Here is a 25397-nt window from a genome sequence, read left to right as displayed (position 1 = left end):
AGAGGTGTTAAAGTGAATATAGAACATTTAAAAGAATATAAATTGATAAATTACGCTTATATTCAATATAAGACTTGTAAGAAAAAGTATTATGCGTCGATTCAAAAAAAACAGGCGGATCGCTCGCGATTGCAGAAATTTTATAATACGAAAGTTGGAAAACGGTGCTTTATAATTGGAAATGGCCCAAGTTTAAGGATTGAGGATCTAGAACGTATAAAGGATGATACCTTTGCAGTAAACAGAATCTATAAAATATTTGATAAGACATTTTGGCGTCCTGCATATTATTTCTCACAAGATATAAATGTATTGGATGAAATAAAGGATGATATTCCAATTATAACAGATAATTGTACGGGAGTATTTTTAAATAGCTATGTAGCCAGGAAGATATCACCGAAATTCAAAGCTAAAAAAAATTTGTTTTTATTTTTTTTAGATCCGACAGAGAAATTTCCGGCGTTACCCGATTTTGCGTATGACATTTCACAGGGTTTTTATGAGGGATATACCGTAACCTATACTTGTATTCAAATGGCGGTATATATGGGTTATTCGGAAATATACATTATGGGAGTAGATCATAATTATGACATAGACAGGCTTTTGGATGGATCGATTGTTCAAGACGCATCTGTTCAAAACTATATGCAGGGTTTAGGGGGAAATCTTGGCTTTCCTCCACAATTACAGAAATCTACATTAGCTTACAGAAAAGCACGTCAAGTGTGCGATGAAAAGGGAATAAAAATATGTAATGCGACACGTGGTGGAAAATTGGAAGAATTTATCAGAGTTAATTTTGATGAAATTGTATGAGATGTAATTAACGATAAAAACTAAAAATATAGAACAAATAGATCATAAGTATTATCTATAGATAAAGATTATGGGAGAATTTATATGAAAGTAGTAGCAATGATACCTATAAAACTTAATAATGAAAGAGTTCCTGGAAAAAATATAAAAAAGTTTTCTGATGGAACGCCGTTAATGTCTTTAATACAAAAAGCATGTATTCACGCAAAGTTAATAGATGAAATATATGTTTACTGTAGTAATTCGGAAGTTCAGGACTATATACTAGATGGTGTTCAATATTTAGAGCGTCCGGACTATCTGGATACAAGTGAAGTAAATTGTAATGATATCATTCGCGAATTTATGAAAATGGTAGATGCGGATATATATGTTGTTTCTCATGCGACTGGTCCGTTTACAAGAAGTGAAAGCATTGATGCCTGTATACGGGCTGTTATAAGTAATGAATACGATTCCGCATTTCTTGCAAAGAGAATACAGGAGTTTTTATGGCAAAATGGATCTGCTATGAATTTTGATATACAGCATTTTCCACGAACACAAGATTTGATACCTATATATTCAGAAGCTCCCGGAGCATACGTGTTTTTAAAAGAAACGTTCTTAAAATATGATAGACGTGTAGGAGTGAAACCTTATATTCATGAGGTATCCGAAATTGAAAGCAGAGATATCGACTTCCCGGACGATTTTGAAATTGCTGATGCTATCTATAGCCATATGAAAAAAATGATAGCAATTAATCATAAAATAAAATAGAGGATAATCAAATATGAGGCATGCGAGATTATTAGATTGTACGTTACGTGATGGAGCTTATTTAATTGATAAACAATTTGGAAATGAGACAATAATCGGCATCATAGAGAATTTAGTAAAAGCTAAAATTGATTTTATTGAAATTGGTTTTTTTCAAGATGAGGGGGCAGGTGACGGAAAAACTGTTTATAAAAACTCGGCTGATGCAAAAAGATTTATACCAGAAGATAAACAGGGCTGTTTATTTACTGTTTTAGCTGATTATAGTCGATATTCTATTTGTAATTTGGATAATTGCAGAGCAGATTCTGTTGATGCTGTTCGAGAATGCTTTTTTAAAAAAGAACGTTATCAGGCTCTGGAAGTTTGCAAAGATATTAAACACAAAGGATATAAACTTTTTGTTCAACCCGTTGATATAATGGGTTATACAGATAAAGAATTAATTGAGTTTTTGGAATTAGTCAATGAACTTGAACCTTATTGTATATCGATTGTGGATACATTCGGTTCAATGTATCAAGAAGACTTGCATAGAGTTTTTGAGATTATCAATCACAATTTAATTGATACATGTAAGATAGGTTTCCATTCACATAATAATATGCAGCTTTCAAATGCGCTTTCACAGGAATTCATCCGAATGACTGTAGGCAAAAGAGAAGTCATTATAGATGGAACAATTTCTGGTATGGGGCGTGGTGCAGGGAATACACCAACTGAGTTAATTGCGCAGTATATGGGATCCAAATTGGGATATCCATATGATATGGACGTTTTGCTGGATCTTATTGACACATATATGGATGGCATTAGAAATCGTTGTACTTGGGGATATACGACGCAATATTTTGTTGCAGGATGTTACAGTGCACATGTAAATAATATTTCATATCTTTCGAAAAAAAATAGTATTCGTTCAAAAGATATACGATATATTTTGAATCGAATAGGTACGGATGCAAGAAAACGATACGATTATGATTTACTCGACAAAACATATCTGGAACTACTATCATCAGATGTGGACGATTTGGATACAATGGAAGAATTACGATGTGAGATGAAAAACCGTTCTATTTTGATACTTGCGCCGGGAAGTACAATCACTACACATGCAACAGCTATCCAGACATATATTGATAGATATAAACCAATTGTTATCTCCGTTAACTTTGTTTCAGATGATTTTCAGGCTGACTATATATATATGAGCAATACCAAAAGATATCGTTATTGGAAAACAAATAATAAATTTGCTTCTGCTGATAAAATCATTACTTCCAATTTATTAGAACACAGTCTGGATGAACACACTAAAATTGTTTCATTTATTAAACTTATTAAGTGCGGATGGGAGTGTATGGATAATTCTTGTATTATGCTTCTGCGATTGTTGGATAATCTAGGAGTGGATGATGTCTCCTTTGCCGGATTTGATGGCTATGATCCCAATGGGCATCAAGAACTTAATTATGTATCACAAGATATGGAATTATCATCAGTAAAAGTAGATTCTCAAAAGATAAATAAAGAGATTACAGAAATGTTGATTGATTTTGTAAATTCACGAAGAAATCAGAATATGCGGATCCATTTTGTAACTCCTTCGCGTTTTGAACAAATAGTTAACTAAAATTGAAAATATAAAAAAACTTTGTTACTGCATTGCAATATTATAAGAAGGCATATTAAACTATGTTATTGATTAAATTATATTGATTTAGTGAAAAAACATATACATTAGAATTACGTATGTGTTTTAAGGAGTAGTTAAGCGATGAAATACAGTATAAAAATATTAGTTATGGACGTTGACGGAACACTCACCGATGGGAAAATATATATGGGGGAAAGTGGGGAGTTATTTAAGAGATTTGATGTAAAAGATGGGTGTGGCATAAAAGATATTTTACCTAAAATGGATATCTGGCCCGTAATTATTACTGCACGTAAAAGTATATATTTAAAAAATCGCTGTGATGAGTTGAACATTAAATACTATTTCCAAGGAGTGCGGGATAAATATCAGCAACTGATGGAAATATTACATTTCTTTTCCCAAAAGACTGGTAAAATATACACCTTAAAACATGTTGCTTATATTGGTGATGATATATTGGATTTGGAATGTATGAATCCAATAAAAGAAGCAAATGGGTTGATAGGTTGCCCATTTGATGCAGTCAGAAGTGTGAAAAATATTTCTGACTATATATCACCTTTTACTGGTGGCAATGGAGCTGTACGTGATTTTATTGAATATATAGCAAGCAACAGGTATGGAAATTTGTGATAGGATAAATTTCACTTAAGTGGAGAAAACAATTGAGACATGACCAAAAACAGAACCTTTAATGCTAAAAGAAATATGCTGAGCGGAATGCTTAACAAAATTATAGTATTAACATTACCATTTATTATTAGGACGATCATTATTCGAGAGCTTGGCGTAGAGTATGCCGGATTGAGTACCCTGTTTGCATCTATTCTGCAAGTATTAAATATGACGGAATTGGGATTTTCCAGTGCGGTTATTTTTAGCCTTTATAAACCAATGGCGGATGGTGATAATGACGCAATCTGTGCGTTGATGGCATTTTACCGGAAGATATACAGGATTGTTGGCGTTGTTATTTTAATGGCCGGAATTATAATTATGCCATTCCTTAAATATTTAATAAAGGGCTCATATCCGGATACTATTAATCTGTATTTCCTGTTTGTAATATATCTTGTAAATACGGTGTTTAGCTACCTGGCATTTGCTTACAAAAATGTTCTTTTATCGGCATCGCAAAGGCAGGATATTATCAACAATGTTAGTTCGATTCTGGATACATTAAAGTGTATTATTCAGATTATAGTACTGATAATTTGGAAGAATTATTATGCTTATATCATATGGAATGTTATTTTTACAATTGCTAATAATCTAGTTGTTGCATATATTACAAAACATAGATTCCCGGAATTAAGGTGTAAAGGCATAATAGGGGAAGAAAAGAAGCAGAAGATTGTAAAACAGATGAAAGGACTGGCTATTAGCCAAGTTTCTAAGACAACTCGTAATTCATTGGACAGTATTGTTCTTTCTGCTTGCTGCGGTCTGCTTGCTGTGACGATTTATGGAAATTATTATTATGTATTTTCGGCTGTCTTGGGATTTCTTGGTGTGATCGTTCAGTCCATATCTGCTGGTGTAGGAAACAGCGTTGCCATTGAAACAGTTGAAAAGAATTATGAGGATTTTAAAAGATTTAACTATTACATGAGTTGGATAGGAGGCTGGTGTACAATTGCAATGTTATGTTTGTATCAGCCGTTTATGGATTTATGGGTAGGAAAAGAACTGATAGCATCGTTTGAAATTATGCTCTTATTTTGTATTTATTTTTATATTGTTCAAATGGGACAAATCAGATCGGTATATTCAAATGCCGCAGGCTTATGGTGGGAATTTCGTTGGTTAGAGATTTTTGAGATAATAATAAATTTGACATTAAATATATCTTTAGGGTTAAAATTTGGTTTGGCGGGTATAATCTTCGCTTCTATTATTGCAGTGTTTATCTTTTCTATCATTGGCACTACAATTATTACGATCAGATTGTATTTTAAACGGTCATCTGCCGAATATTTTTTTTATTGCGGTGTTTATTGTGCTGTAATATTGATTGTAGCTTATTTTACATATTTAATCTGTGAGATGGTTGTAATGGGTGGAATTTTAGGATTAAGCTTGAAATTATGCATTGTTGTGTTATTGCCTAATAGCATGTTATTCCTTATTTCAATGCTTCAGAAGAAACATCGAAATTATTTATTGGCATTAATAAGAAAAAACCATTATTTGGTATAAGAGGAATAAAAGGATATCTATGAAATCTGTTATTCAAATTAAAGGCTATGAAATATGATAAAACAAGAAAATGAACGTTTTCAAGAATTTCGTGATAAACATGGTGGAAAGAAAATATGTATTCTTTATGGAAACTGTCACATGACTGCCATAAGGGATATACTGCAGTCGGTTCCAGAGTTTACTAAGCTGTATGCGATTTTTCCCATAAAAGCAATACAGGACATTAAAAGTACAAGATATTTTCAGTGTGAAGTATTCTATAAATGTGATATTTTCATCCATCAAAGCATTCAGTTTAATAATCGGTATGGCAGTGAGTACGCATCTGAAAACATTATTAAACAGCTTAAACCTGGATGTCAGGTTATATCGGTACCTAACTTATATCATCTTCCTATGTGCTTTTTTCCACAGTACACAGAAGAAAAGGAATTTGTATGGGGGGGAGGGACTGTGTTTTTTCGCGATATGCTCCTGGATTTCGCATATAGTAGAGGTTATACCTTGCAGCAAACATTGGATCTCTATACTGGAAATATCAGACCGAATGAAGTCTGGGGTTTAATAAATTTAGATGCAATGTTTAATTCTTTCATTCAAAAAATTAAAATAAGAGAAGAGGCGTGGAATATAAAGATTGCTGATTACATTTTAAAAAACTATCGGAGTCAGCAATTGTTTTTTGATCCTAACCATCCAACACCCACGTTGATTAAGCAAATATCAAAAGGAATCTTGAATCATATGAACGTTCGATTTAATCAGGAACATGTGGACACTTTTAATGATTTAAGGATTGACACTTATGAAATGCCAATTTGCTCTGTGGTAAGAGAACATTTTCATATGATATTTCCACAGGTCACAATACGTCTAACTGGAAGTAAAGTAATACAGGTTCCGATGGATTTGAAGTGGTATATAAAGCAATACTGGTCGATGGAATGGCAAAATGAGGATCTTTCTTTTGTAAAGAGAGCATCAAGCTATCTTCATTTTATAATGTATAAAGTTTATAACCAATATTTGAAATTAAAAAAGCAATTAGAAAAAAATCGAAAGCTAAGATAGTCAAGAACAGACATTTGCAACTTGAAAGTAAGCGCCAAATGGGTTCTTTCCAGACTTAGTTGATTTGATGATAAAGTTCATTGATAATTCCTTATGAAACGCCTGGACCGTGATGCCTTTCCCTGGACCAGAAAGATGCCTTTGAAGAACACCATCCGAAAGTCGTGGTATAAGGCCGGATGTCAATTCGCAGAAAGTACGAAAATACAGAAGTTTCCGGGGACTATTTCTATATGGCACAGATACGTTTTTTCTCGAAAAGAAGGTAAACGCCAAATGTTGTACCTCAAACTGCATGATGCGGAAGTTCCATCAACAGGCAAGCTCCGGGAGGCATTTACGTATGCCTTAAATCAGGAGAAGTATCTCATGGTATCCCTTACGGATGGTGATGTGCCGATCGATAATAATGCCAGCGAACGAGCTATCCGTGGCTTCTGCGTTGGAAAGAAAAACTGGCAGATGATTGATACCATCAATGGAGCAGCCAGTTCTGCGATTATTTACAGCATTGCCGAGACTGCGAAAGCAAACAATCTGAAGCCGTATGACTATTTTGAATATCTTCTGACAGAGATACCAAAGCATGCGGATGACAGAGACCGATCATTCCTGCAGGATCTGCTTCCATGGTCAGATAAGCTGCCAGATCACATCAGGAAACCCAAAATACAGGAATCACAGGGGCGCAAATAACAGCGACCTTGTGATTAGCAAGGTACCGGCTATTGAGCGGTTACTCTTCTGCAGGGATAGGATCAGATCATTCTGGGTACGGATGGTTGTATTCAGTTGTGAGATCGTATCCTTCAGTTCCTTGAACTGGATGTCCTTTGCACTGGATGCCATGGTCCTTCGCTCCTCTGTTTCGTTACTGGTATTTTACCAGAAATTGAAGAAAAAAGCGAATTCGTCACGGCCAGGTGTTCGTCATAATGACGGTGGATAACCGACGCGGAGAGCAGCCATAAGATGGATAAACTGAGACGTTTTCTGTTATGGCAGTTTCAGAATAAGATGAAAAGCGATGAAATGGAAATCACGCAGGAGTTATCCCGTCCTGGATGAAAAGAGAAAGAGTTATCCACGTTTTCATCAGAAATGTCACTGGAAAATTTCGTCGATTTCACGATAATTTTCAACTGGTCTGGATCGCCTTTGGCTGTTCAACATCCAGTCCGTTTAGCAGCCAGTCCAGCTGCCGCCAGGTAATTGCCTGAGCTTCTGAACGTTTCCGTGGCCAACGATATCGTCCCTGTGCAACATTCAGTCTCTTGTAAAGGAGCACATATCCATCCGGTTCACGCAGCAGGACCTTGATAGATGTTGTCCGCCACGGAGATATCGCCTAACACACAGTGCCTTTCACAAGGAACAGAACCCGTTCAAGTATAGCCGGCCCGGTTCCATTGGCGATACGGATTGTCACATTGCCCAGATAAATTTCTATCTTGGCAAAAATATCTGCAATACAGGTTGGATTCGCAGACGCTGGTTGGCATAGGAGCATCGCCTGCGGATTCTCTGCTTTTGAATTTAAATTTAAGCGAACCACGTCCTGATCCGGTGAAGGCTCCGCTTTGGAAATTGACTCAGGGATTTCGCAGCAGGCCTTCTTCCTAAGTCTGCTGACCCAGTTATAGAAGGTTCCCGGATGGATCCCGTGCTCCTTGCACCACTGATAATCGGAGAGTCCACTGTTCCTGCATTCCATAATTAGTTGGAACTGCTGATCAGCCGGGACTATGGCATTGTAACTGGATATTTTCAATATCTCCATAAATGTGTAGTGAAATGCTCGCACCTATCAATGAGATGTATCGTATTCCAGAGCGAAGTGCTTGCATCTAGCTATCTACCATTATGAGGTATTTGGTGGCGGAGCGCCAGCCACCCTAACATTTGACGCTTACTTTGTTTTGGGACATGGCAAACGGACTACTGCGAATCAGTGTGCAGGGCCTGAATTCTACCGATCATATTAAAAAAATGTGAAAAGTTTACTTCCAGTCCGACAACAGATTTTTGAGATAGTTGATTAGTAGTTAAAGCGGATCCGCTTTTAATGTTTCTTCACCAAGGCTTTCCCTTGGGGTTGAATTGATATGGTTCGCAATCGTATTTATATCCGATTGGGTAAGGAATTCAAAGCTGGTGCCTTTGGGAAGTATCAACTGGAGTATGGTGTGGTGTTTATGATACACTAGTGGAATAACGTCCATTAGTAGCGATAGTTTTGGTTCTAAAAACTAGTTGTGCGAAACTTTCAAGGTATTATTAGGCTGATGTGGTATCCGCGATAACTTTTGACCCTAACATCATAAGATATCCCTATTAATGTTATTCTAATAAATCTAACTGCTTAATTAAGCCCATTGAGTTTTGCACATCCATTTTTCTGGCATATAATTCGGGTCTGCTCTTTAGTAATTCGTAATCTTCCATCGTAAAAATTTTAATTTTTCCTGGAAGGTAAACAAAATAATCCAAATTCATCCAATTAACCAATCCTTCTTTTTCTTTTTCAGGACCTGAATGTGATGTATAATTTCTAAATGGAGAATTCATTACAACAGTAGTAAAATAAAGTTCATCTGCCGGAAAGGCATGTTTAAACCATTTATTAAATTTTTTATGCTTATCAAAAAAATCTATTATATAATTTGCACACTTTCCTGTTAAAGCCCATTGAGCACTTCCCCAGTATATATTATAGCGTTTTCCTAAATCATTAATGTATCCTTTCCGTAACGTTATTTTCGATTTAAAAGTAAATGAATTGATAGCTCGCTTTATAAAATTAGGGTTATTATAATACATATAATACCTGCATTTGCCATAAAAATAAGAATTAGAGGAGTTCGTGCAGCAACAGCCTCTAATGAACTCTATGTCGCGATTATTTTTGAAATAATTAATAATGAAGTGATCAGATTTAATCGGATAATCAGCACCCTGTAAAAAAATTAAACGATCGTAGGCAGTATTAGATTGTGCATTTTTTATTAACTCAATTTCAGCATTAATTGCTCCAGAGCCTCCCCAGTCACATCTAAAACGTTTTTTAGTAAAAAAACAATGCCTATTATTTTTCAAGCGTTTTTTGAATTCAGATTCATCCTTACGTTTATCAATATGAATATATACATCAGAAAAAGCTGATAAACGTTCAGCCAAATAGTGTATGAATTCAGGATCTTTATGTGCTAAAATGAGATGTGCGATTCGTATGTCATTCAGTGTATGATTATTCATGGTTTTTCAATTTGATAAATAAAGTATTTTGCTAGTATCATAAATGGGAAACACTTATAGTATAGTATATATTATTATAAAAAACAATCTAAATTGTGTGAAGCCAAGAACAGCCCATCAATCGCTCAATTTTGTGTTTCCTCTGGTAAACTATTAAATTTATGGTATAATTTATCAGAGAGGTATTAAATTTAGACATCAAAATTAGATAAAAATAGAGGCAATCATGAATAATATTTTAAATCAGAGTTGGAAATTAAATATTTATTTAAAACGTTACTTGAAAATATTATTATTTAGTATAGCTATAAGCGTTTTATTAGAGGTAACAGTATTTAATATTTCTCATTATTGCTCACTGAATTTAGATGATGTAAAAGATATCGAAATGAACGTAACTGGTATGGAACAAATAAAAGAAAATACATTTGCCGTCCTTAATGAAGAGGCATATATAGAAATATCTTTTCCATATCAGAAGATTGAAAATGTTCACATCGATATTCAACCCGAAAAGCGTAATGGTAAATATAATAACGGAGCAGGCGTGAGCTTGTTTATAGCTGATGAAGGTAATAAATTTTATTATGCTCTTCCTGAAAGAGTTGTTACGCATGAGATAAAGCAAAGCCAATATATGAATCTAAATGGTGCAGGTAAAATCTGCCAGGTTAAAATAGTTATTGATCCGAGTTTCGCTGGGGCTAATATAATAATTCATGATATATCATTAAACGCATCTGTTCCATTTGTTTTTTCAGTAATGCGTGTCTTAATATGCTGTTTTCTAATTTGCGTAGTATATATATTAATCCCTAAAAATGGATTTTATAAATGTATGTATGATAATAAAAGTGGTAAGCAAAAAATAGTAACATTTATAGTGATATTTATATTAGTTGGAATGTTTTCTTTTTTAGTTACACAGTTGGATAATACTACACCAGAGCCTTCACCGTATGAATTACTGGCAAAATCATTGGCTAAGGGACAAGCCTATCTGGATCTACAGCCCTCACAGGAATTACTTGCATTAGATAATCCATATGATAGGGATTTACGTTGGGCATCAAATGCCTCTTTTTACTGGGATTATGCATTCTATAATGGAAGATATTATGTTTATTTTGGTATAGTGCCAGTATTATTGTTCCATTTGCCCTATTATTTGCTAACAGGAAATAGCTTACCAGCACGAGTGGATTTTTATTTCTGCAGTGCATTGCTCGTGACAGGTATATTTATATTAATTCGGGAAGTGATCAATAAGCGTTTTAAAAAGATACCCTTTATATTATATTTACTTATATCTACGACAGTTACAAATGGAATAGGGGTTTTGTATCTGCTCTTGCATGCTGATTTTTATTCTGAACCTATATTGTTTGCGGTAACTTTTGCAGTATGGGGACTTTATTTCTGGTTTTCATCTATTAAACAAACTGGAGAATTAATTTCCTGGAGACTCATGTTGGGGTCACTATGCATCGCCTGTATTGCTGGATGCCGACCCCAAATTCTTATGATAGGACTGCTTGCGTTTCCGCTTTTTACAAGCTACTTCATTGTAAGGCCAATTAGAAAAGAAATTACTGGGAAATATTTTATCAATATAGCATGTTTTGCGGCACCAATTATATTGGTGGCAGCGGGAATTATGTATTATAATTATATTAGATTCGGATCGATTGTTGATTTTGGAGCGAACTATAATTTGACCACTAATGATATGACTAAAAGGGGGTTCGTTTTTGGACGCACAGGGTTTGGGCTGTTTACATATCTGTTACAGCCTCCTAACATTGTTGCCCAATTTCCTTTTATAACGAAATCTGTCTTAACAACAGAATATATGGGACGAACCATATCAGAGGATATGTATGGTGGATTGTTTGCGAATAATGTGTTACTTTTTAGTGGTCCGCTATTTTTTATTGTTAATCAAGAACTAAAGTCTAAGAAGTTATATGGCATTACAATTATATCGATCATTTCAGGTTTAGTTATTTCCATCGCAGATTGCCAACTGGCGGGAATACTTACAAGATACTATGCAGATTTTGCATTGTTTTTCTTTCTGGCAGCTGTGCTTGTAATTTTAACTCTGCTTGAAAAAGCATATGACCGGCAAAGTAATATAGTATATGGCTTTACTGCAAGTGTATGTTTGATAAGCCTTTTATATAATGTACTTTTTATATTTAATGACTCAAATATTCATGAAGGCTATATGCTTCATCAAAAGGTTTTAAACTTACTTCAATTCTGGAGAAACTGAGGTACGCGGCGATGTTAAAGAGGATCGATAAAAAGAAAGCTTTTACTATACTATTTTTTGGGGCATTTTTTATTTATGGGTGTTTGGTATGGAAAGATTATGGGATCTCTGTTGATGAAATATATGAGAGACGAAGTAGCCTTGTAACCTATAAATATATATTTCCGAGTGTATCATCTATTGCTACACGCTCTGTGAATTTTGCAGATTTCCCTCCATTCCTCGAGTGGAGGGACAGGTATTATGGAGTGGCATTGCAACTTCCTACAGTATTTATTGAGCATTTATTTGGCTTTAATATGTCTGTCGGTCAAGCATTAATGATGAGGCATGCATATGTATTTCTCATGTTTTTTATAGCATCAATATTTTTCTTTAAAATAACAAGGCATTTGACTGGCAATATCTATATGGCACTGTTGGGCACGGCTATATATATTCTTGGACCAAGAACGTTAGCGGATTCTTTTTACAATATAAAAGATTCATTATTTTTATCAATTTTTACTATAAACCTATATACGGCCTTCAAATTTCTTGAAAAGCAAAATGCTAAAAGGATGATTGCGTTTGCGGTTGCTACTGCATTATGTGTAAATACAAGAATTGTCGGTGCGATATTAATTGCTGTCTGTCTTGCTGTTATATTAGTAAGGGCGTTATATAGACATGAGTGGAAATGTTGTCTGCCATATATGATCGGTGCGGCGGTTTTAAGTATTTTAATATATATCCTTATTACTCCGGTTACGTGGCATAGTCCAATCACTGAAATGTTTAATATCTATAAGACATTTTCCGATTATACGGCTTGGGTTGGAAATAACTTTTACTTAGGTGCACATTATGATGCGACACAGCTTCCATGGCATTACCTTATTGTCTGGATCCTGATAACAGTGCCATATTTATATATAGTCTTAGGCGTTATCGGTGGGATTACCTGTTTTATTCCTAAGAAAATAAGTGCGGAAAAAATTATGGCTGCCCTTTGCCTGCTGATCCCTGTTTTATATGTAGTGTTGACAAGGCCGGTGCTTTATAATGGATGGAGACATTTTTATTTTATCTATTCTATAATAGCTCTTTTTTCAGTATGGGGATTGGATGCAATAAAGAGCATATTAAAAGACAGAAAAAGGATACAAATCCTATATATCGTATTTTGCGGAGCGCTTATGTGTATAGGTATAAGAATATGGAAATACCATCCCCATGAATATTCTTATTTTAATCCTATAGCAGAAAAATATGCGGATAAAAATTTTGAAAAGGATTATTGGGGGGTAACCTCTTATGAGTTGCTTCAGTATATGCTGGAACATGATGAACGGGAAGAGGGGATTAACCTCCATATTCATTTGGATTGGGCATTGAATCGGCTGACAGATAAAGAACGTCAGCGTTTTGAATTGGCAGAAGCTCATGATGCGGATTACATTATATGGCAGCCAACGGAGTCTATGACAGAACCGGATGGATATTACTATTTTTATAATAAAGAACATGTCATTGAGGTAGATGACATAAAATTAGGTGCCTTATATGATGGGAACTGGGATTTATATTCAACCTGCATTTTAGAAGAAAAAAAGGACGGATTAAGAGTTAATCTTAATGGAATTGAGTGGGGAAGACGTTTGGATGGGGGTAAGACGGAATTAACAGGCATGTTGTCCATTCCTATTATAACTGGTAAGATATCCATTGAAGTTGATAGAAATGATATGTGGAATAATACGGAAATAATGGTACTTACAGAAGATGATACCTGGATAGCAGCGACAGATCATGGGAACGTTGAATACGATGGAAGATTAGTTCATATTTATTTTGATAGTGCTGAGACAATTAAAGGAGTTCGTATATGCCATGGAAAGATAGATGAAAATATAAACTGGAGAATAAATCTTTACCGTATGTCATATGAGGAGTTAAATACAGAGGATTTCTCGCAGAATTCACCATTTGAGGTTGTTGCAACGACACATCAGGGCTTTGAACATAGGGTGGAAGAAGCAGTTGATAATGATAATGGGACATATTGGACCGCCGGATATCAGGAGGAAGGCATGGTTTTTGCATTTACTATGAAAACGCCGCATCGATTGAGTCAAATCGCTCTTGATATAGAAGATGAGTGGTATAATGTTCCGAAGGACTTAAGAATATTTGTTTCCAGTGATGAACAGGAATGGTCAGAGATTAAATATAGTTCCAATAAGGACGTAATATTTAGTTTTGAACCAATTGATTGTCAGTATGTGAGGCTTGTACTTGGACCGGGAGCAGGCGTACAGAATCACTGGAGTATATGGGAGGTATTATTGTTTGAAGAAAGAGAGAATCTTATTGACTAAGGATACTATAAGCCATAGTTTCGCAATAGTAATACCGATACTGTTTTTTGCCGCGTTTTTAATTTATGGATTGTGTGTCTATAAGCATTATGGAATCTCCTGGGATGAACCCATAGAAAGAGACAGCAGCCTTATAACCTATGAATATACACATCCCGTGATCAAGGATTGGGTAACCGAAACTGTTAACTTCAAAGAACTGCCAGATTTTGAGGATTACCATTACCGTTATTATGGTACCGCTATCCAACAGCCATTAGTCTGGGCGGAAAGCCATAATGGGTTCCAAATGAGTTATCATGATATTTATGAGATGCGTCATTTATATGTTTTTTTGCTGTTCTGGCTCGCGTCAATAATATTTTATTTACTGTGTAAATATTTTTTTAATAGCTGGAGATGGGCATTGCTGGGAGTGGTATTCCTGATTATTTCACCCAGAATTTTAGCGGATTCTTTTTATAATATTAAAGATCTGGTTGGACTGTCATTATACCTGATTACAGCATATTTTGGCGTTAAAATGATTGAACACCCGATGTGGTGGAACATGATTCTTTTTGCGTTTATTGGCGCATTATGTACAAATGCAAGAATCGTTGGTGCAATAGTGATTGCATCATGTCTTATAGTTCTTATATTGCGAGGATTTGCGGATAAAACCTGGAGAAAGTATTTGGTATACGCGTTTCTTGAAGGTGTTCTTTCATTAGGATTTTATGTGATGATCACTCCAATCACATGGGTAAATCCTGTTAAGGGGATAATAGATACTATAAAGACCTTTTCTGATTATGGCGGTTATGAAGGCCCGATCTTGTTTATGGGTCAATATTACAGACCTTCGGATATACCGTTTTATTATCTCCCTTTGTGGATAATAATGACTACACCTCTGTTTTTGCAGTTGTTATTAGGAACCGGTCTTGTTTTTCAAGTAAAAAATATGTATATACGTGTTATACGGAAGATTAAATTTGAAGGTGTAACCTGGAATAAACTGTTCCTTCTGCTTTGCATGATAATTCCGATAATCTATGTTGTATTGTTTTCACCGACATTGTACAATGGATGGCGTCATTTTTATTTTATTTATCCGTTTATGGCATTTTTTGCATTGCTTGGATGTAGAGAATTGCTGGGAAAATTTTTAAACTTAAAATGGTGGAAGTGGATAAGTGCAGGAAGCATAGGCGGTGCTATATTAATAACTATGTTCTGGATTATAAAAAATCATCCTTTTGAATATATCTATTTTAATCCTATAGCACGTAATTTTGTTGAAGGCAGTTTTGAAAAAGACTATTGGGGAGTTTCAGAATATGCAGCACTGAAAAATATTGCTATGTATGACACAAGAGATCATATAAAAGTCTGGTGCAGTGAGGAAACCAGTATGTGTGTATGGCGGCTTAACGAATCTGATCAGAGACGGGTGGAAATTGTAGAGGACCCTTCTGAAGCTGATTATTTAATACATCTGTATGTGGGTGATACTAATGAGCGATTTGAGAGACAGCATATGTTTCAGCGATTGCGGGATATTACTGTGGATGATATTGTTCTATGCAGTATTTTTGAGCGGGAACAACAAAGAGTTATATCTAGTCAATTTGTAAATGGCGGTAAGTACGGCTCCAAAGCATATTTAAGTGGTTCGATACAATGGATATATCATAAGGATGAAGAAAAGGATATCTGGACAGGCTTGTTAAAACAACCGGTAACAGCAGATATGGTTTGGACTAAATTGGAAAGTGAATCATCCTTTGCATATGATGAAATCATGGTTGAAGTTGCCGATAATGCTGAAAACTGGTATAAAGTAAATAATGAAACCTACTATCCCCAGTTATTTGATGAGAGAAAGATCGAGATGTTGCGAATTAGTTTGCCATCTACTGCACAATATGATATAACAATTGAGCTGTACAGCAGGCGACTAGAGGATGAGGAGATAAGTGAATCTGATGTTATCACAGCTCAAGCGTCGGATAATACAGCGGCAGCGTATTTTGCAATTGATAATGACGAAGATACATATTGGACAACGGATAGAATTCAAAAAAGAGGTATGTTTTTTGAAAGCGTCTTAAGACGGGAACAGATACTTACAGCAGTGGAGTTAACTTTAGGGAATAGTACTTGGGACTATCCAAGAAATTTGCAGTTGGAAGTGTCATGCGATGGAAAAAATTGGACGAAAGTGCATGCGGTAACGCAGGATAATCAATTGTATATTTTAGAACCGGTAAAAGCACAGTTTATTCGCTTGGTATTGGGTAATACAGAAGAAACAATGTCTTTTTGGCGTATACACGAAATGAAATTATATATTAGCGGGGATGAATGACAATGAATGTAAATATAGTATTTCCTGTGCTTAATGAAGAAAAAAGAATGCCCATAGGTATAAGACGGACACTGCAATTTCTGGATTCCAACCATCTGGACAATTTCAGGATAACTATTGTTGATAATGGTTCAACCGATCGTACGTTGGAGTTGATAAAAGAGTTACAAAAGGAGGACGCAAGAATCGACTATATTTCTTTGAAAGAGAGGGGTTTTGGAGTTGCTTTTAAAACGGCTGTTATAGAGAATAAAAGCGATATTATAGGATATATGGATATTGATTTGTCTACTAATATCAGGCATATGTTGACGGTATTGAAGATTTTTGATTCAAGATCAGATGTGGATATAGTTAAGGGAAATCGTCTTAGCCCCAGTTCTAAAGTTATTGGAAGAAAGCTGACAAGAGAAATAACATCACGTGGTCTGGATTTGCTGATTCATTTCGCATTTAAAGCAAAGGTACATGATACCATGTGTGGTTTTCAATTTTTTCGAAAAGAGGCAATTGAGAATCTGGTGAATATATCCAGCAATGATAAGGGGTGGTTTTATTGCGCTGAGTTATTGCTGCGCGCTGAAAGGCTGTGTATGAAGATTGAAGAAATTCCTGTGGTATGGAAGGATGACTATGATACAAAGGTGAATGTTTGTAAGACAGTGAGCAACTACTTAGAACGAATTATTAGTCTGCGCAGAGAAATATAGAATACAAGGGGAAAAATGGTGAAATGTTTTGATAATGTGATTATTGGGGCCGGTATGTATGGATTGTATGCGGCCCGAAAGCTTGCAATTAGCGGCAAAAAGGTAGCGTTAATTGAAATTGAAAAAGCACCTTTTATGCGAGGATCTTATATAAATCAGGCTCGGCTGCACAATGGCTACCATTACCCGAGATCATATGCAACTGCAGCTAAATCTTCAATGTATTTTGAACGCTTTATGAAAGATTTTGGGGATTGTGTATACACGGAATTTGACCAAATCTATGCAATTGCCCGTGATTATAGCTGGACCAATAGTAAACAGTTCGAAAAATTTTGCTTCAACCTCAATTTGAAATGTGACAAGATAAATAAAGAAAAATTTTTTAGTCCTCTTACAATTGAAGAAGCATATCTGACACATGAGTATAGCTTTGATGCTGAATTACTTATGCGAAAAATGTATGAGGAAGCTTTAAAAGCCGATGTAAAATTTTATTTTCAACACTATATCGAAAAGGCAGATATCAGCGGTGAGAATTATATCATTTATCTCGATACTGGTATAGCAATTAAAACCCCATATATATTAAACGCATCTTATGCCGCTACAAATCAGATTCATGCGGTATTTGGGTTTGAGATGCTGCCTATTAAGTATGAATTATGTGAAGTGATTTTGTGTAGAGTATCTGAGAATATGAGGAGAACTGGTCTCACGGTTATGGATGGCCCGTTTTTTTCCGTTATGCCTTTTGGAAAAAGCGGCTACCATTCTATAACTACCGTTTCCAGGACTCCGCATATGACATCCTACAATATGTTTCCTGTGTTTCCCTGCCAGAACAAAAATATAGGGTGTACCAGCATGAAAATCGAGAATTGCAATTCGTGCCCTGCAAGGCCCCAGACACTGTTTTATGAAATGCTTCAGATTGCTAAGAAATATATATGCAATGATATTGATATTAATTACGTGAAATCACTTTTTACTATAAAACCCATACTTAAGATGTCAGAGATAGATGACAGCAGACCAACTATTATAAGGCAGTACAATAAAAATCCCTGTTTTTATACTGTATTTTCTGGTAAAATAAATACAATGTACGATTTGGATACGATTTTAGATTAGAGGTCAGGTGTATATGGAATATATGCAGGATAATTATTTGTCTGTTGTAATACTGCTACAACACGGCATGAATCAAATTCAGTTGTTATCAAAAGTGCGATTAATGGATGAATTTTTACGGAATCACTTTAAACATTATGAATTTATATTAGTTGACAATAATTCATTGGATAATATGGATGAGTTAATAGAAAAAGTTGATTTAAAGTGCTCGATTGTTAGACTTTCTAGAACACATAAACCCGCACAGGGAATGGAAGCCGGAATAGATTGCGCAATTGGTGATTATATTTTAGAAATTGAAAATATAAATTGCGAATTTTCTGTTAATGAAATATGGGAAATGTACATAAAGTGCCAGGGCGGATCTGATTTTGTTTGTTTAACTCCACGCCGTCAGCGTAAAACTTCGAAGATTTTCTATAGTATACTTAACCATTTTATTAAGTATGAAACAGTAGAAAGAATACGGTCTGCGATAGCAATTATGTCTAGCCGCCGAGGTCAGAATAAAGTGTCTGCAATGGGAAATAAAATTGTAAATAGAAATGTTACATATGCGATGTCAGGGCTGCGCTGTACTCATGTGTATACGGATGTGGTTTATCATAACAGAAGAGGTTTTTTTATTAATATTTCTTTAATGGCGGATACTTTGATATACTATACTGATTTTATGGTGAAATTTATGGTTATGATCTCAATGGTATTTTTAACAATATCCATTGGCATGGGTATCTATAGCATCATATCATATTTTTCTGAAAATATAGCAGATGGCTGGACTTCAATTATAGTGTTTATCAGTTTTGGATTTTCTGGTATTTTTGCTATGCTGGCTATAATATCGAAGTATCTGGATCATATATTAAAAAACACTTCAGACTCAAAAAATTATGTTTTCAGCGAGATAATTAAAAAATAGTATAGGAGATAAGATGATAGAACCTATAAAAAGAATTGATTTAAATCGCCTTTTTGAGAGCCATAGAGAGGAATATCTGGATGCAATTGCCAAGGCATGTGATGCAGGATCTTTTTCAGGCGGCATCTATGCAGACAAGTTTGATGAAGAATTTGCGACATATTGTGGAGTTGCTGCTGCCACCGGCGTGAATAATGGCACATCAGCATTGCACTGTGCTATGATGGCGTTGGGGATAGGTATAGGGGATGAAGTGATCGTGCCGGCTAATACTTTTATAGCAACGGCATGGGGACCTACATACGCGGGGGCAACACCTGTCTTTGTGGATTGTACATCGGATACATGGGAGTTGGATGCCAATAAAATCGAAGATGCCGTTACAAAAAAAACTAAAGCTATTATTGGAGTTCATTTATACGGTCAGCCTTTTGATGTGGATGAAGTTACAAAAATTGCAAAATGTTATGGATTACATGTCGTAGAGGATTGCGCACAGGCACATGGTGCTTTATATAAAGGCAGGAAAACCGGTGGTTTAGTTGACATTGGATGCTTTAGCTTTTATCCAGGTAAAAATTTATGCTGTTTTGGAGAGGGTGGCAGCGTAACATCTGATTATTGGCCATACATCGAACATATAATACGCCTTAAGAATCATGGCAGTGACATAAGATATCATCACGATGAAATTGGTTATAATATGAGATTAGAAGGAATACAGGGTGCTGTGTTAAGCGTATCTTTGAAGTACCTGGATGCATGGACTGCTAAAAGAAGAACGATTGGTAAAAGATATGATCGTGAAATTATAAATCCATATATAACATTACAGAGACATCCGGATAATACAGAAACAGTTTATCATCTTTATGTAGTTACCGTACCGGACAGAGATGCTTTTTTGCGGCACATGGATAGCAAGGGAATTATGTGTGATATGCATTATCCAATTCCATGTCACTTACAGAAAGCTTATTCTTTTCTGAATTATAAGAGAGGAGACTGTCCCAATGCGGAATACCTGGCAGAGCATTGCTGTTCTCTGCCAATGTTTCCTGAACTTAGAGAAGATGAAATAGAGAGAGTGATCGAAGCATGTAACAGCTTTCGTATGTGACATAGGAAGATTTTGTAGAAACGGAGCATACCATGAACATCCCTGAATTATATATTATAATACCATGCTATAACGAAGAGAAAGTTCTTCCCATAACCTGCAGCATGTTTCTGGATAAGCTTCAGAGCTTGATCAGTCGACAAGCTGTGAGCGACCAGAGCCGCATATTGTTTGTGGATGACGGTTCTAAGGACAATACATGGAAAATCATTTGCCAATTATCCAAACAAGACAAGCATTATACTGGCATTCGGCAGAGCCGCAACCGCGGGCATCAGAATTCTGTTTTGGCAGGTCTGATGGAAGCGATGGATCACTGCGATATAACAATTACAATTGATTGCGACGGGCAGGACGACGTCAATGCCATAGACAACATGATTGCAGCCTATATGGATGGCTGCGAAGTGGTATATGGTGTGCGTAGCAGCCGTGAGAGCGATACTTTCTTTAAACGCTTTACAGCAGAAGGTTTTTACCGGCTGATGAACTGGATGGGCGCAGAAGTAGTTTTTAATCATGCGGACTATCGGTTGGTCAGTAACCGGGTGCTGAAGGAGTTCTCAAACTTTAAAGAAGTGAATATTTTCCTAAGAGGGATGTTTCCACTGGTTGGTTTTAAAAGCACGAGTGTTTATTACGAACGAAAAGAAAGAATTGCAGGTGAAAGTCACTATTCACTAAAAAAAATGATTGCATTGGCTTTTGACGGTATAACCAGTCTTTCCGTTCGTCCAATACATTTGATCACTAAACTGGGAATTCTAATTGCGGTAATTAGTTTCGCGGGGATTATCTGGTCAATTGTTCAGGAAATACGAGGAAATACTGTGGCTGGCTGGGCATCGACGACCTGCATTATCTGTTTTTTAAGCGGTATTCAGATGCTTTCGATCGGTGTCATTGGCGAGTACATTGGTAAGATATATCTGGAGAGTAAAGGGCGTCCCAGATATATAATTAGTGAAAAGACAGATGGAAAAAGCATAGATAAAGATGCAGCAGAAAATGAACCATATGCTTCAGTGGATTGTGATGATAAATAAAGAGAGGCCTGCAAATGCAGGTCTTTTCTGCGTATGAAGTAGATTTAATGGCGGCTGGGCGTTGAATGTCCGGACAAATCCTGTTAAAATAGAGAAAACATAAATAAATGAGGAAAACAGTATGAGAAAAACCAATTTTAAATTTGGCAGAGAACCAATAATCGTGGTTGTATTTTTTGCTCTTTTTTTAATCTATGGTTTTATTGTGTGTTCAGATTATAGTATATCAGTAGATGAAATTATGGAGCGCAACAGCAGTCTGGTCACATATAAATATATTTTCCCCGGGGTTTCTGATATTGTAACAGATTCTGTGGATTTTACAGAGGTATCAGATTTGCTTCAGTGGAGAGATCGCTACTATGGAGTAGCGTTGCAGCTGCCGGCAGTGGCTGTAGAGCATATGTTTAAGTTTTGCCTTCCTTTAAAGGATGTGCTCCAACTCAGGCATTATTATGTATTCCTGTTGTCGTTTATAGCAGCTTGTTTTTTCTATAAGCTCGCAAAGAAAATTACGGGCAATATTTACACTGCGATTTTGGGAACAATGTTCTTTATCCTTTATCCCCGTACGTTAGCGGATTCTTTTTATAATATAAAAGACTCGGTATTCCTGTCAGTATTCACTGTAAACCTGTATTGCGCTGCCCTTTTTTTAGAGAAACAGAATTGGAAGAGAATGCTCCTGCTTGCCGGTATTACTGCATTCTGTGTAAATACACGTATTGTGGGAGCGGTTGCAATTGCTGTCTGTTTGCTGCTGGTATTTATAAAGAATATACGGCAGCATACATTGAGAAAAAAGTGGGCGCTGATATTGGGGGCCGGTTGTTTAAGCATCCTGTTTTATGTCTTAATCACTCCTGTTACATGGCATGATCCGTTAAAGGAAATAATTAATGTATATAGGACTTTTTCTGATTATACCGCCTGGGAGGGTACGAACTTCTATTTGGGAAGATATTATGATGCCTCACAGCTGCCATGGCATTACCTTCCGGTATGGATGCTCATTACATTGCCACTCATCACCGTCACATTTGCAGGAATTGGGGTTATACACTGCCTGCGAATAAAAAAGCAAAGCTATTTTGGCTGGATGCTTTTAGTCACCATAGCAGTTCCAATCCTGTATGTGATTGCAGCCAGACCGGTTTTATATAATGGCTGGAGGCATTTCTATTTTGTATATGCAGCAATAGCGCTGATGGCAGTATTTGGAGTCCAGTCGCTAAGGAGTCTATTCCATGCAAACCGTTGGAAAAGAGTGGTTGATGCCGGATTGATCGTAACAGCTATTTTAGCGGTCGCACGCGTGTGGGATTGGCATCCTTATGAATATGCCTATTTTAATCCTGTCGCGGCAAACTATGCGGATAAGTATTTTGAAAAAGATTATTGGGGAATGACTACCAATGAACTGCTTGAAGATCTGCTGAAGAATGATAAAAGTGAGAAGCTTGATGTTTATCTTCATATGGGTTGGGCGGCCAATAAATTGTCTGTCAGCCAGCGGGAGAGACTGCATTTAATGGGAAGCAGTAAGGGGGCTGTTTATACAACCTATCAGCCAACTGCCTCGCAGGAGAGCGCAGTTCATAATCCCTATTATTTTTACCCCAAAGAGTATATAGTAGAAAAGCATGGGATCGGGCTTAGTGCACTATATTATAGCCAGTGGGATGAATATTCTTATAGTATTGTGGAGGAAGCATCAGGGAGTGACGTTCTGACTTATAACTTGAACGGCATAAGCTGGGATAAAATGATTAACGGAAGCAGTGCAGTACTGCATGGTTCTCTGTCTATCCCTATATATACATCTAAACTGGCATTGGAGACAGTATCTTCTTATTTGGCTGTTAAAACTCAAGTTTATATAGATGATGGCAGCGGAAACTGGATCAGTCTGGATCAGTCCGCACGGCGGCAGTTAGATGATGGGATTATTCATTATTATATGGATGAGCTCGTAGGGATCTGTGGTATCAAAATAGTTTACCCGGAAAACGGAAAAGAAAACGTTTGGAAAATTAATCTTTACCGCCGGCTCTATGAACAGAATTCTGTTGATTACAGCGATAATTCTCCTTTTGAAGTTGTTGCAGCAAGCAGCCAGTCTCCTGAGAATCCTGCAGAATATGCAATTGATAACAATAATGAAACAAGCTGGACAGCCGGTTATCAAGAAGAAGGAATGGTGTTTGCATTCACAATGAAAACACCTCATACACTAAGCAAAATTGCCATGAACCTGGAAGAAGAGTGGTATAATTATCCGGAGCATTTAAGGATATTTGTTTCTGCAGATGAACAGGAATGGACAGAATTGGATGTCAGTACAGAAGACAATGTTATATTCAGCTTTGCACCGGTGGAGTGCCGTTATGTAAGGATGGTATTGGGACCTGTAGCAGATCAAACAGAAAATCATTGGTCTATATGGGAATTGCTGCTGTATGAAACAAAGTAAAGGTATGGAGGCACAAATGAATAAAAAAATAAAAACTGATATTTGGTATATTGTAATCTGCCTGGCAGTTGTGTTGGCATCCTTTGCGATGACACTGAAACAGATGGGGGAAATGTATGCGGATTTTGCTGTCCATGCACGTTTTGCAGGTGCTGGGCGTGTGGACCCACAGTATATTAAGTTTAATTTCTACCCTTTATGGCATTTGGGAGTACAGCTGTGGGCTAACAAATTACATGTTTCCCTCAATTATGCGGCTGCAGTAGTTTCAGCAGGATTTGCTTTTCTGACGGTATCTGTAACATACTGCCTGGTAAAGTCAGCTCTTAAAAACCAGTGCTCTAATTGGGGAATCGCTGCTTTGACATTGGGACTTTCCTTTGTGGCTGCAATAAGGATCCCATTTATGGATGCACGCAATTTCATTGATTATATTGGGCCGACTATCTGGCATAATCCAACCAATCTGGCGGTGAAACCTTTTGCTATCGCAGCTGTATTTTTGTTTTTCTGGCTTTATGAACGTTATGGCACAGATGGCTTTCATGATAGCAAAAAAGGTGAATTGCGGTGGATGATGTGTCTGTCGGTGATTTTACTCATAAGCTGTTTTACCAAGCCTTCCTTCATCCAGGGATTCCTGCCCGCAGTAATGCTGTTTTTATTGATAGAACTTATCGTTACAAAGGGGAAATGCTTTGTCTTTTGCTTAAAGTCCGCTTTGATTTTTACACCGGCAGCTCTCTATATGCTATACCAGTTTTTTAGCGTCTTTTCACCGGAACAGGAAAGAAATATGCAGATAGATGTAATGGAGATTTTATCGCGCTGGTCCCCGCACCCTTGGTTTTCCATTGTGGTCGCCATAGCATTTCCGCTGTTTGTAATTATTGTTTTAAGAAAATATATATTTAAGGATAAACTGTTATGGCTTTCAATCGTGTTCTATTTAACTGCATTACTGGAAGCGATGTTACTGATAGAAGTCAATGAACCTAACAGCGGTAATTTTTGTTGGGCCTGGCAGCTGGCTATGGGAGTTCTCTTTATAGTAACGGCTATTCGTTTTTTCCAGAAGTATTCGTGGCGGGCATGTGGGTCGGACCGTAAGATGAAGTGTATTTTCTGGACGGGGAGTATACTGCTTGTATGTCATACTTTGTCAGGGGTGTACTATTATGGGAGACTGTTGTTTACCAGTGCGTGGTATATGTAAAAAAGAA

The 25397-nt window shown here is 36.4% G+C and carries 20 protein-coding genes and 2 pseudogenes; 17 read left to right on the top strand and 5 right to left on the bottom strand.

Translation table 11 applies throughout. From position 1 onward, the window contains the following. Positions 1–12 precede the first annotated feature (12 nt). From DWZ56_RS05500 to DWZ56_RS05470, 7 genes and pseudogenes are all read left to right on the top strand, one after another. A complete protein-coding gene (locus DWZ56_RS05500) occupies positions 13–822 on the top strand; it encodes a 6-hydroxymethylpterin diphosphokinase MptE-like protein (RefSeq protein ID WP_118555387.1) in 810 nt (269 codons plus the stop codon). Between the two features lie 84 nt (positions 823–906). Continuing rightward, on the top strand, positions 907–1584 hold the full coding sequence (locus DWZ56_RS05495; RefSeq protein WP_118555386.1) for an acylneuraminate cytidylyltransferase family protein: 678 nt from the start codon (positions 907–909) through the stop codon (positions 1582–1584). A 13-nt stretch (positions 1585–1597) separates the two neighbouring features. Then, entirely contained in the window at positions 1598–3220 is a 1623-nt protein-coding gene (locus DWZ56_RS05490) for an aldolase catalytic domain-containing protein (protein ID WP_118555385.1), read from the top strand. A 144-nt stretch (positions 3221–3364) separates the two neighbouring features. Further along, positions 3365–3880 (top strand): KdsC family phosphatase, encoded by a 516-nt coding sequence (locus DWZ56_RS05485; protein WP_118555384.1) that lies wholly within the window; start codon positions 3365–3367, stop codon positions 3878–3880. A 39-nt stretch (positions 3881–3919) separates the two neighbouring features. Next, the gene (locus DWZ56_RS05480; protein ID WP_118555383.1) at positions 3920–5446 is read left to right on the top strand and encodes a lipopolysaccharide biosynthesis protein; all 1527 of its coding nucleotides are present in this window, start codon (positions 3920–3922) and stop codon (positions 5444–5446) included. Positions 5447–5500: 54 nt separating this feature from the next. Continuing rightward, positions 5501–6520 (top strand): WcbI family polysaccharide biosynthesis putative acetyltransferase, encoded by a 1020-nt coding sequence (locus DWZ56_RS05475; RefSeq protein ID WP_147369386.1) that lies wholly within the window; start codon positions 5501–5503, stop codon positions 6518–6520. Between the two features lie 282 nt (positions 6521–6802). Further along, positions 6803–7216: pseudogene (locus DWZ56_RS05470) on the top strand (IS66 family transposase); the annotation flags it as partial. Here DWZ56_RS05470 and DWZ56_RS22685 read toward each other — a convergent pair. From DWZ56_RS22685 to DWZ56_RS05450, 5 genes and pseudogenes are all read right to left on the bottom strand, one after another. Then, positions 7199–7369: a hypothetical protein gene (locus DWZ56_RS22685; RefSeq protein WP_158584461.1), complete on the bottom strand. Its 171-nt coding sequence runs from the start codon at positions 7367–7369 to the stop codon at positions 7199–7201. The pseudogene DWZ56_RS05470 and the gene DWZ56_RS22685 overlap by 18 nt on opposite strands. A 289-nt stretch (positions 7370–7658) precedes the next feature. Then, the gene (gene tnpB / locus DWZ56_RS23730) at positions 7659–7841 is read right to left on the bottom strand and encodes an IS66 family insertion sequence element accessory protein TnpB (RefSeq protein ID WP_118555381.1); all 183 of its coding nucleotides are present in this window, start codon (positions 7839–7841) and stop codon (positions 7659–7661) included. Positions 7842–7868: 27 nt separating this feature from the next. Continuing rightward, complete coding sequence (gene tnpA / locus DWZ56_RS05460) at positions 7869–8234, bottom strand: IS66 family insertion sequence element accessory protein TnpA (RefSeq protein ID WP_243095084.1); 366 nt, start codon at positions 8232–8234, stop codon at positions 7869–7871. 352 nt (positions 8235–8586) lie between these two features. After that, positions 8587–8709 (bottom strand): annotated as a pseudogene (locus tag DWZ56_RS23585) (IS30 family transposase); the annotation flags it as partial. A gap of 151 nt (positions 8710–8860) precedes the next feature. Further along, entirely contained in the window at positions 8861–9775 is a 915-nt protein-coding gene (locus DWZ56_RS05450; RefSeq protein ID WP_118555380.1) for a beta-1,6-N-acetylglucosaminyltransferase, read from the bottom strand. A 226-nt stretch (positions 9776–10001) separates the two neighbouring features. On the opposite strand from DWZ56_RS05450, the gene DWZ56_RS05445 reads away from it, so the two are divergent. The 10 genes from DWZ56_RS05445 to DWZ56_RS05400 all read left to right on the top strand — a co-directional run bounded on the left by DWZ56_RS05445 (position 10002) and on the right by DWZ56_RS05400 (position 25390). Next, complete coding sequence (locus tag DWZ56_RS05445) at positions 10002–12053, top strand: hypothetical protein (RefSeq protein WP_118555379.1); 2052 nt, start codon at positions 10002–10004, stop codon at positions 12051–12053. Between the two features lie 11 nt (positions 12054–12064). After that, positions 12065–14413, top strand: a complete 2349-nt coding sequence (locus DWZ56_RS05440; RefSeq protein WP_118555378.1) for a discoidin domain-containing protein — start codon at positions 12065–12067, stop codon at positions 14411–14413. After that, entirely contained in the window at positions 14385–16766 is a 2382-nt protein-coding gene (locus DWZ56_RS05435; protein ID WP_118555377.1) for a discoidin domain-containing protein, read from the top strand. Before DWZ56_RS05440 ends, DWZ56_RS05435 begins: the two co-directional genes overlap by 29 nt. 2 nt (positions 16767–16768) lie before the next feature. Continuing rightward, a complete protein-coding gene (locus DWZ56_RS05430; protein ID WP_158584460.1) occupies positions 16769–17476 on the top strand; it encodes a glycosyltransferase in 708 nt (235 codons plus the stop codon). Positions 17477–17491: 15 nt separating this feature from the next. Then, positions 17492–18610, top strand: a complete 1119-nt coding sequence (locus tag DWZ56_RS05425; protein WP_118555375.1) for an FAD-dependent oxidoreductase — start codon at positions 17492–17494, stop codon at positions 18608–18610. 13 nt (positions 18611–18623) lie between these two features. Next, complete coding sequence (locus tag DWZ56_RS05420) at positions 18624–19535, top strand: glycosyltransferase (protein ID WP_118555374.1); 912 nt, start codon at positions 18624–18626, stop codon at positions 19533–19535. A 13-nt stretch (positions 19536–19548) separates the two neighbouring features. Next, positions 19549–20655 (top strand): DegT/DnrJ/EryC1/StrS family aminotransferase, encoded by a 1107-nt coding sequence (locus DWZ56_RS05415; RefSeq protein ID WP_118555373.1) that lies wholly within the window; start codon positions 19549–19551, stop codon positions 20653–20655. Positions 20656–20687: 32 nt separating this feature from the next. Beyond that, a complete protein-coding gene (locus DWZ56_RS05410; protein WP_118555372.1) occupies positions 20688–21701 on the top strand; it encodes a glycosyltransferase family 2 protein in 1014 nt (337 codons plus the stop codon). A gap of 121 nt (positions 21702–21822) precedes the next feature. Continuing rightward, positions 21823–24174 carry a discoidin domain-containing protein gene (locus tag DWZ56_RS05405; RefSeq protein ID WP_118555371.1) on the top strand — a complete coding sequence of 784 codons (2352 nt, stop codon included), beginning with the start codon at positions 21823–21825 and terminating at the stop codon, positions 24172–24174. A 16-nt stretch (positions 24175–24190) separates the two neighbouring features. Next, a complete protein-coding gene (locus DWZ56_RS05400) occupies positions 24191–25390 on the top strand; it encodes a hypothetical protein (protein WP_118555370.1) in 1200 nt (399 codons plus the stop codon). The last annotated feature ends 7 nt before the right edge of the window (positions 25391–25397 follow it).

The sequence above is a fragment of the Lachnotalea sp. AF33-28 genome, from assembly GCF_003477885.1.
GTDB lineage: Bacteria > Bacillota > Clostridia > Lachnospirales > Lachnospiraceae > AF33-28.
The sequence above is the reverse complement of the archived record's forward strand: the minus strand, read 5'-3'. Positions and strand labels throughout refer to the sequence as shown.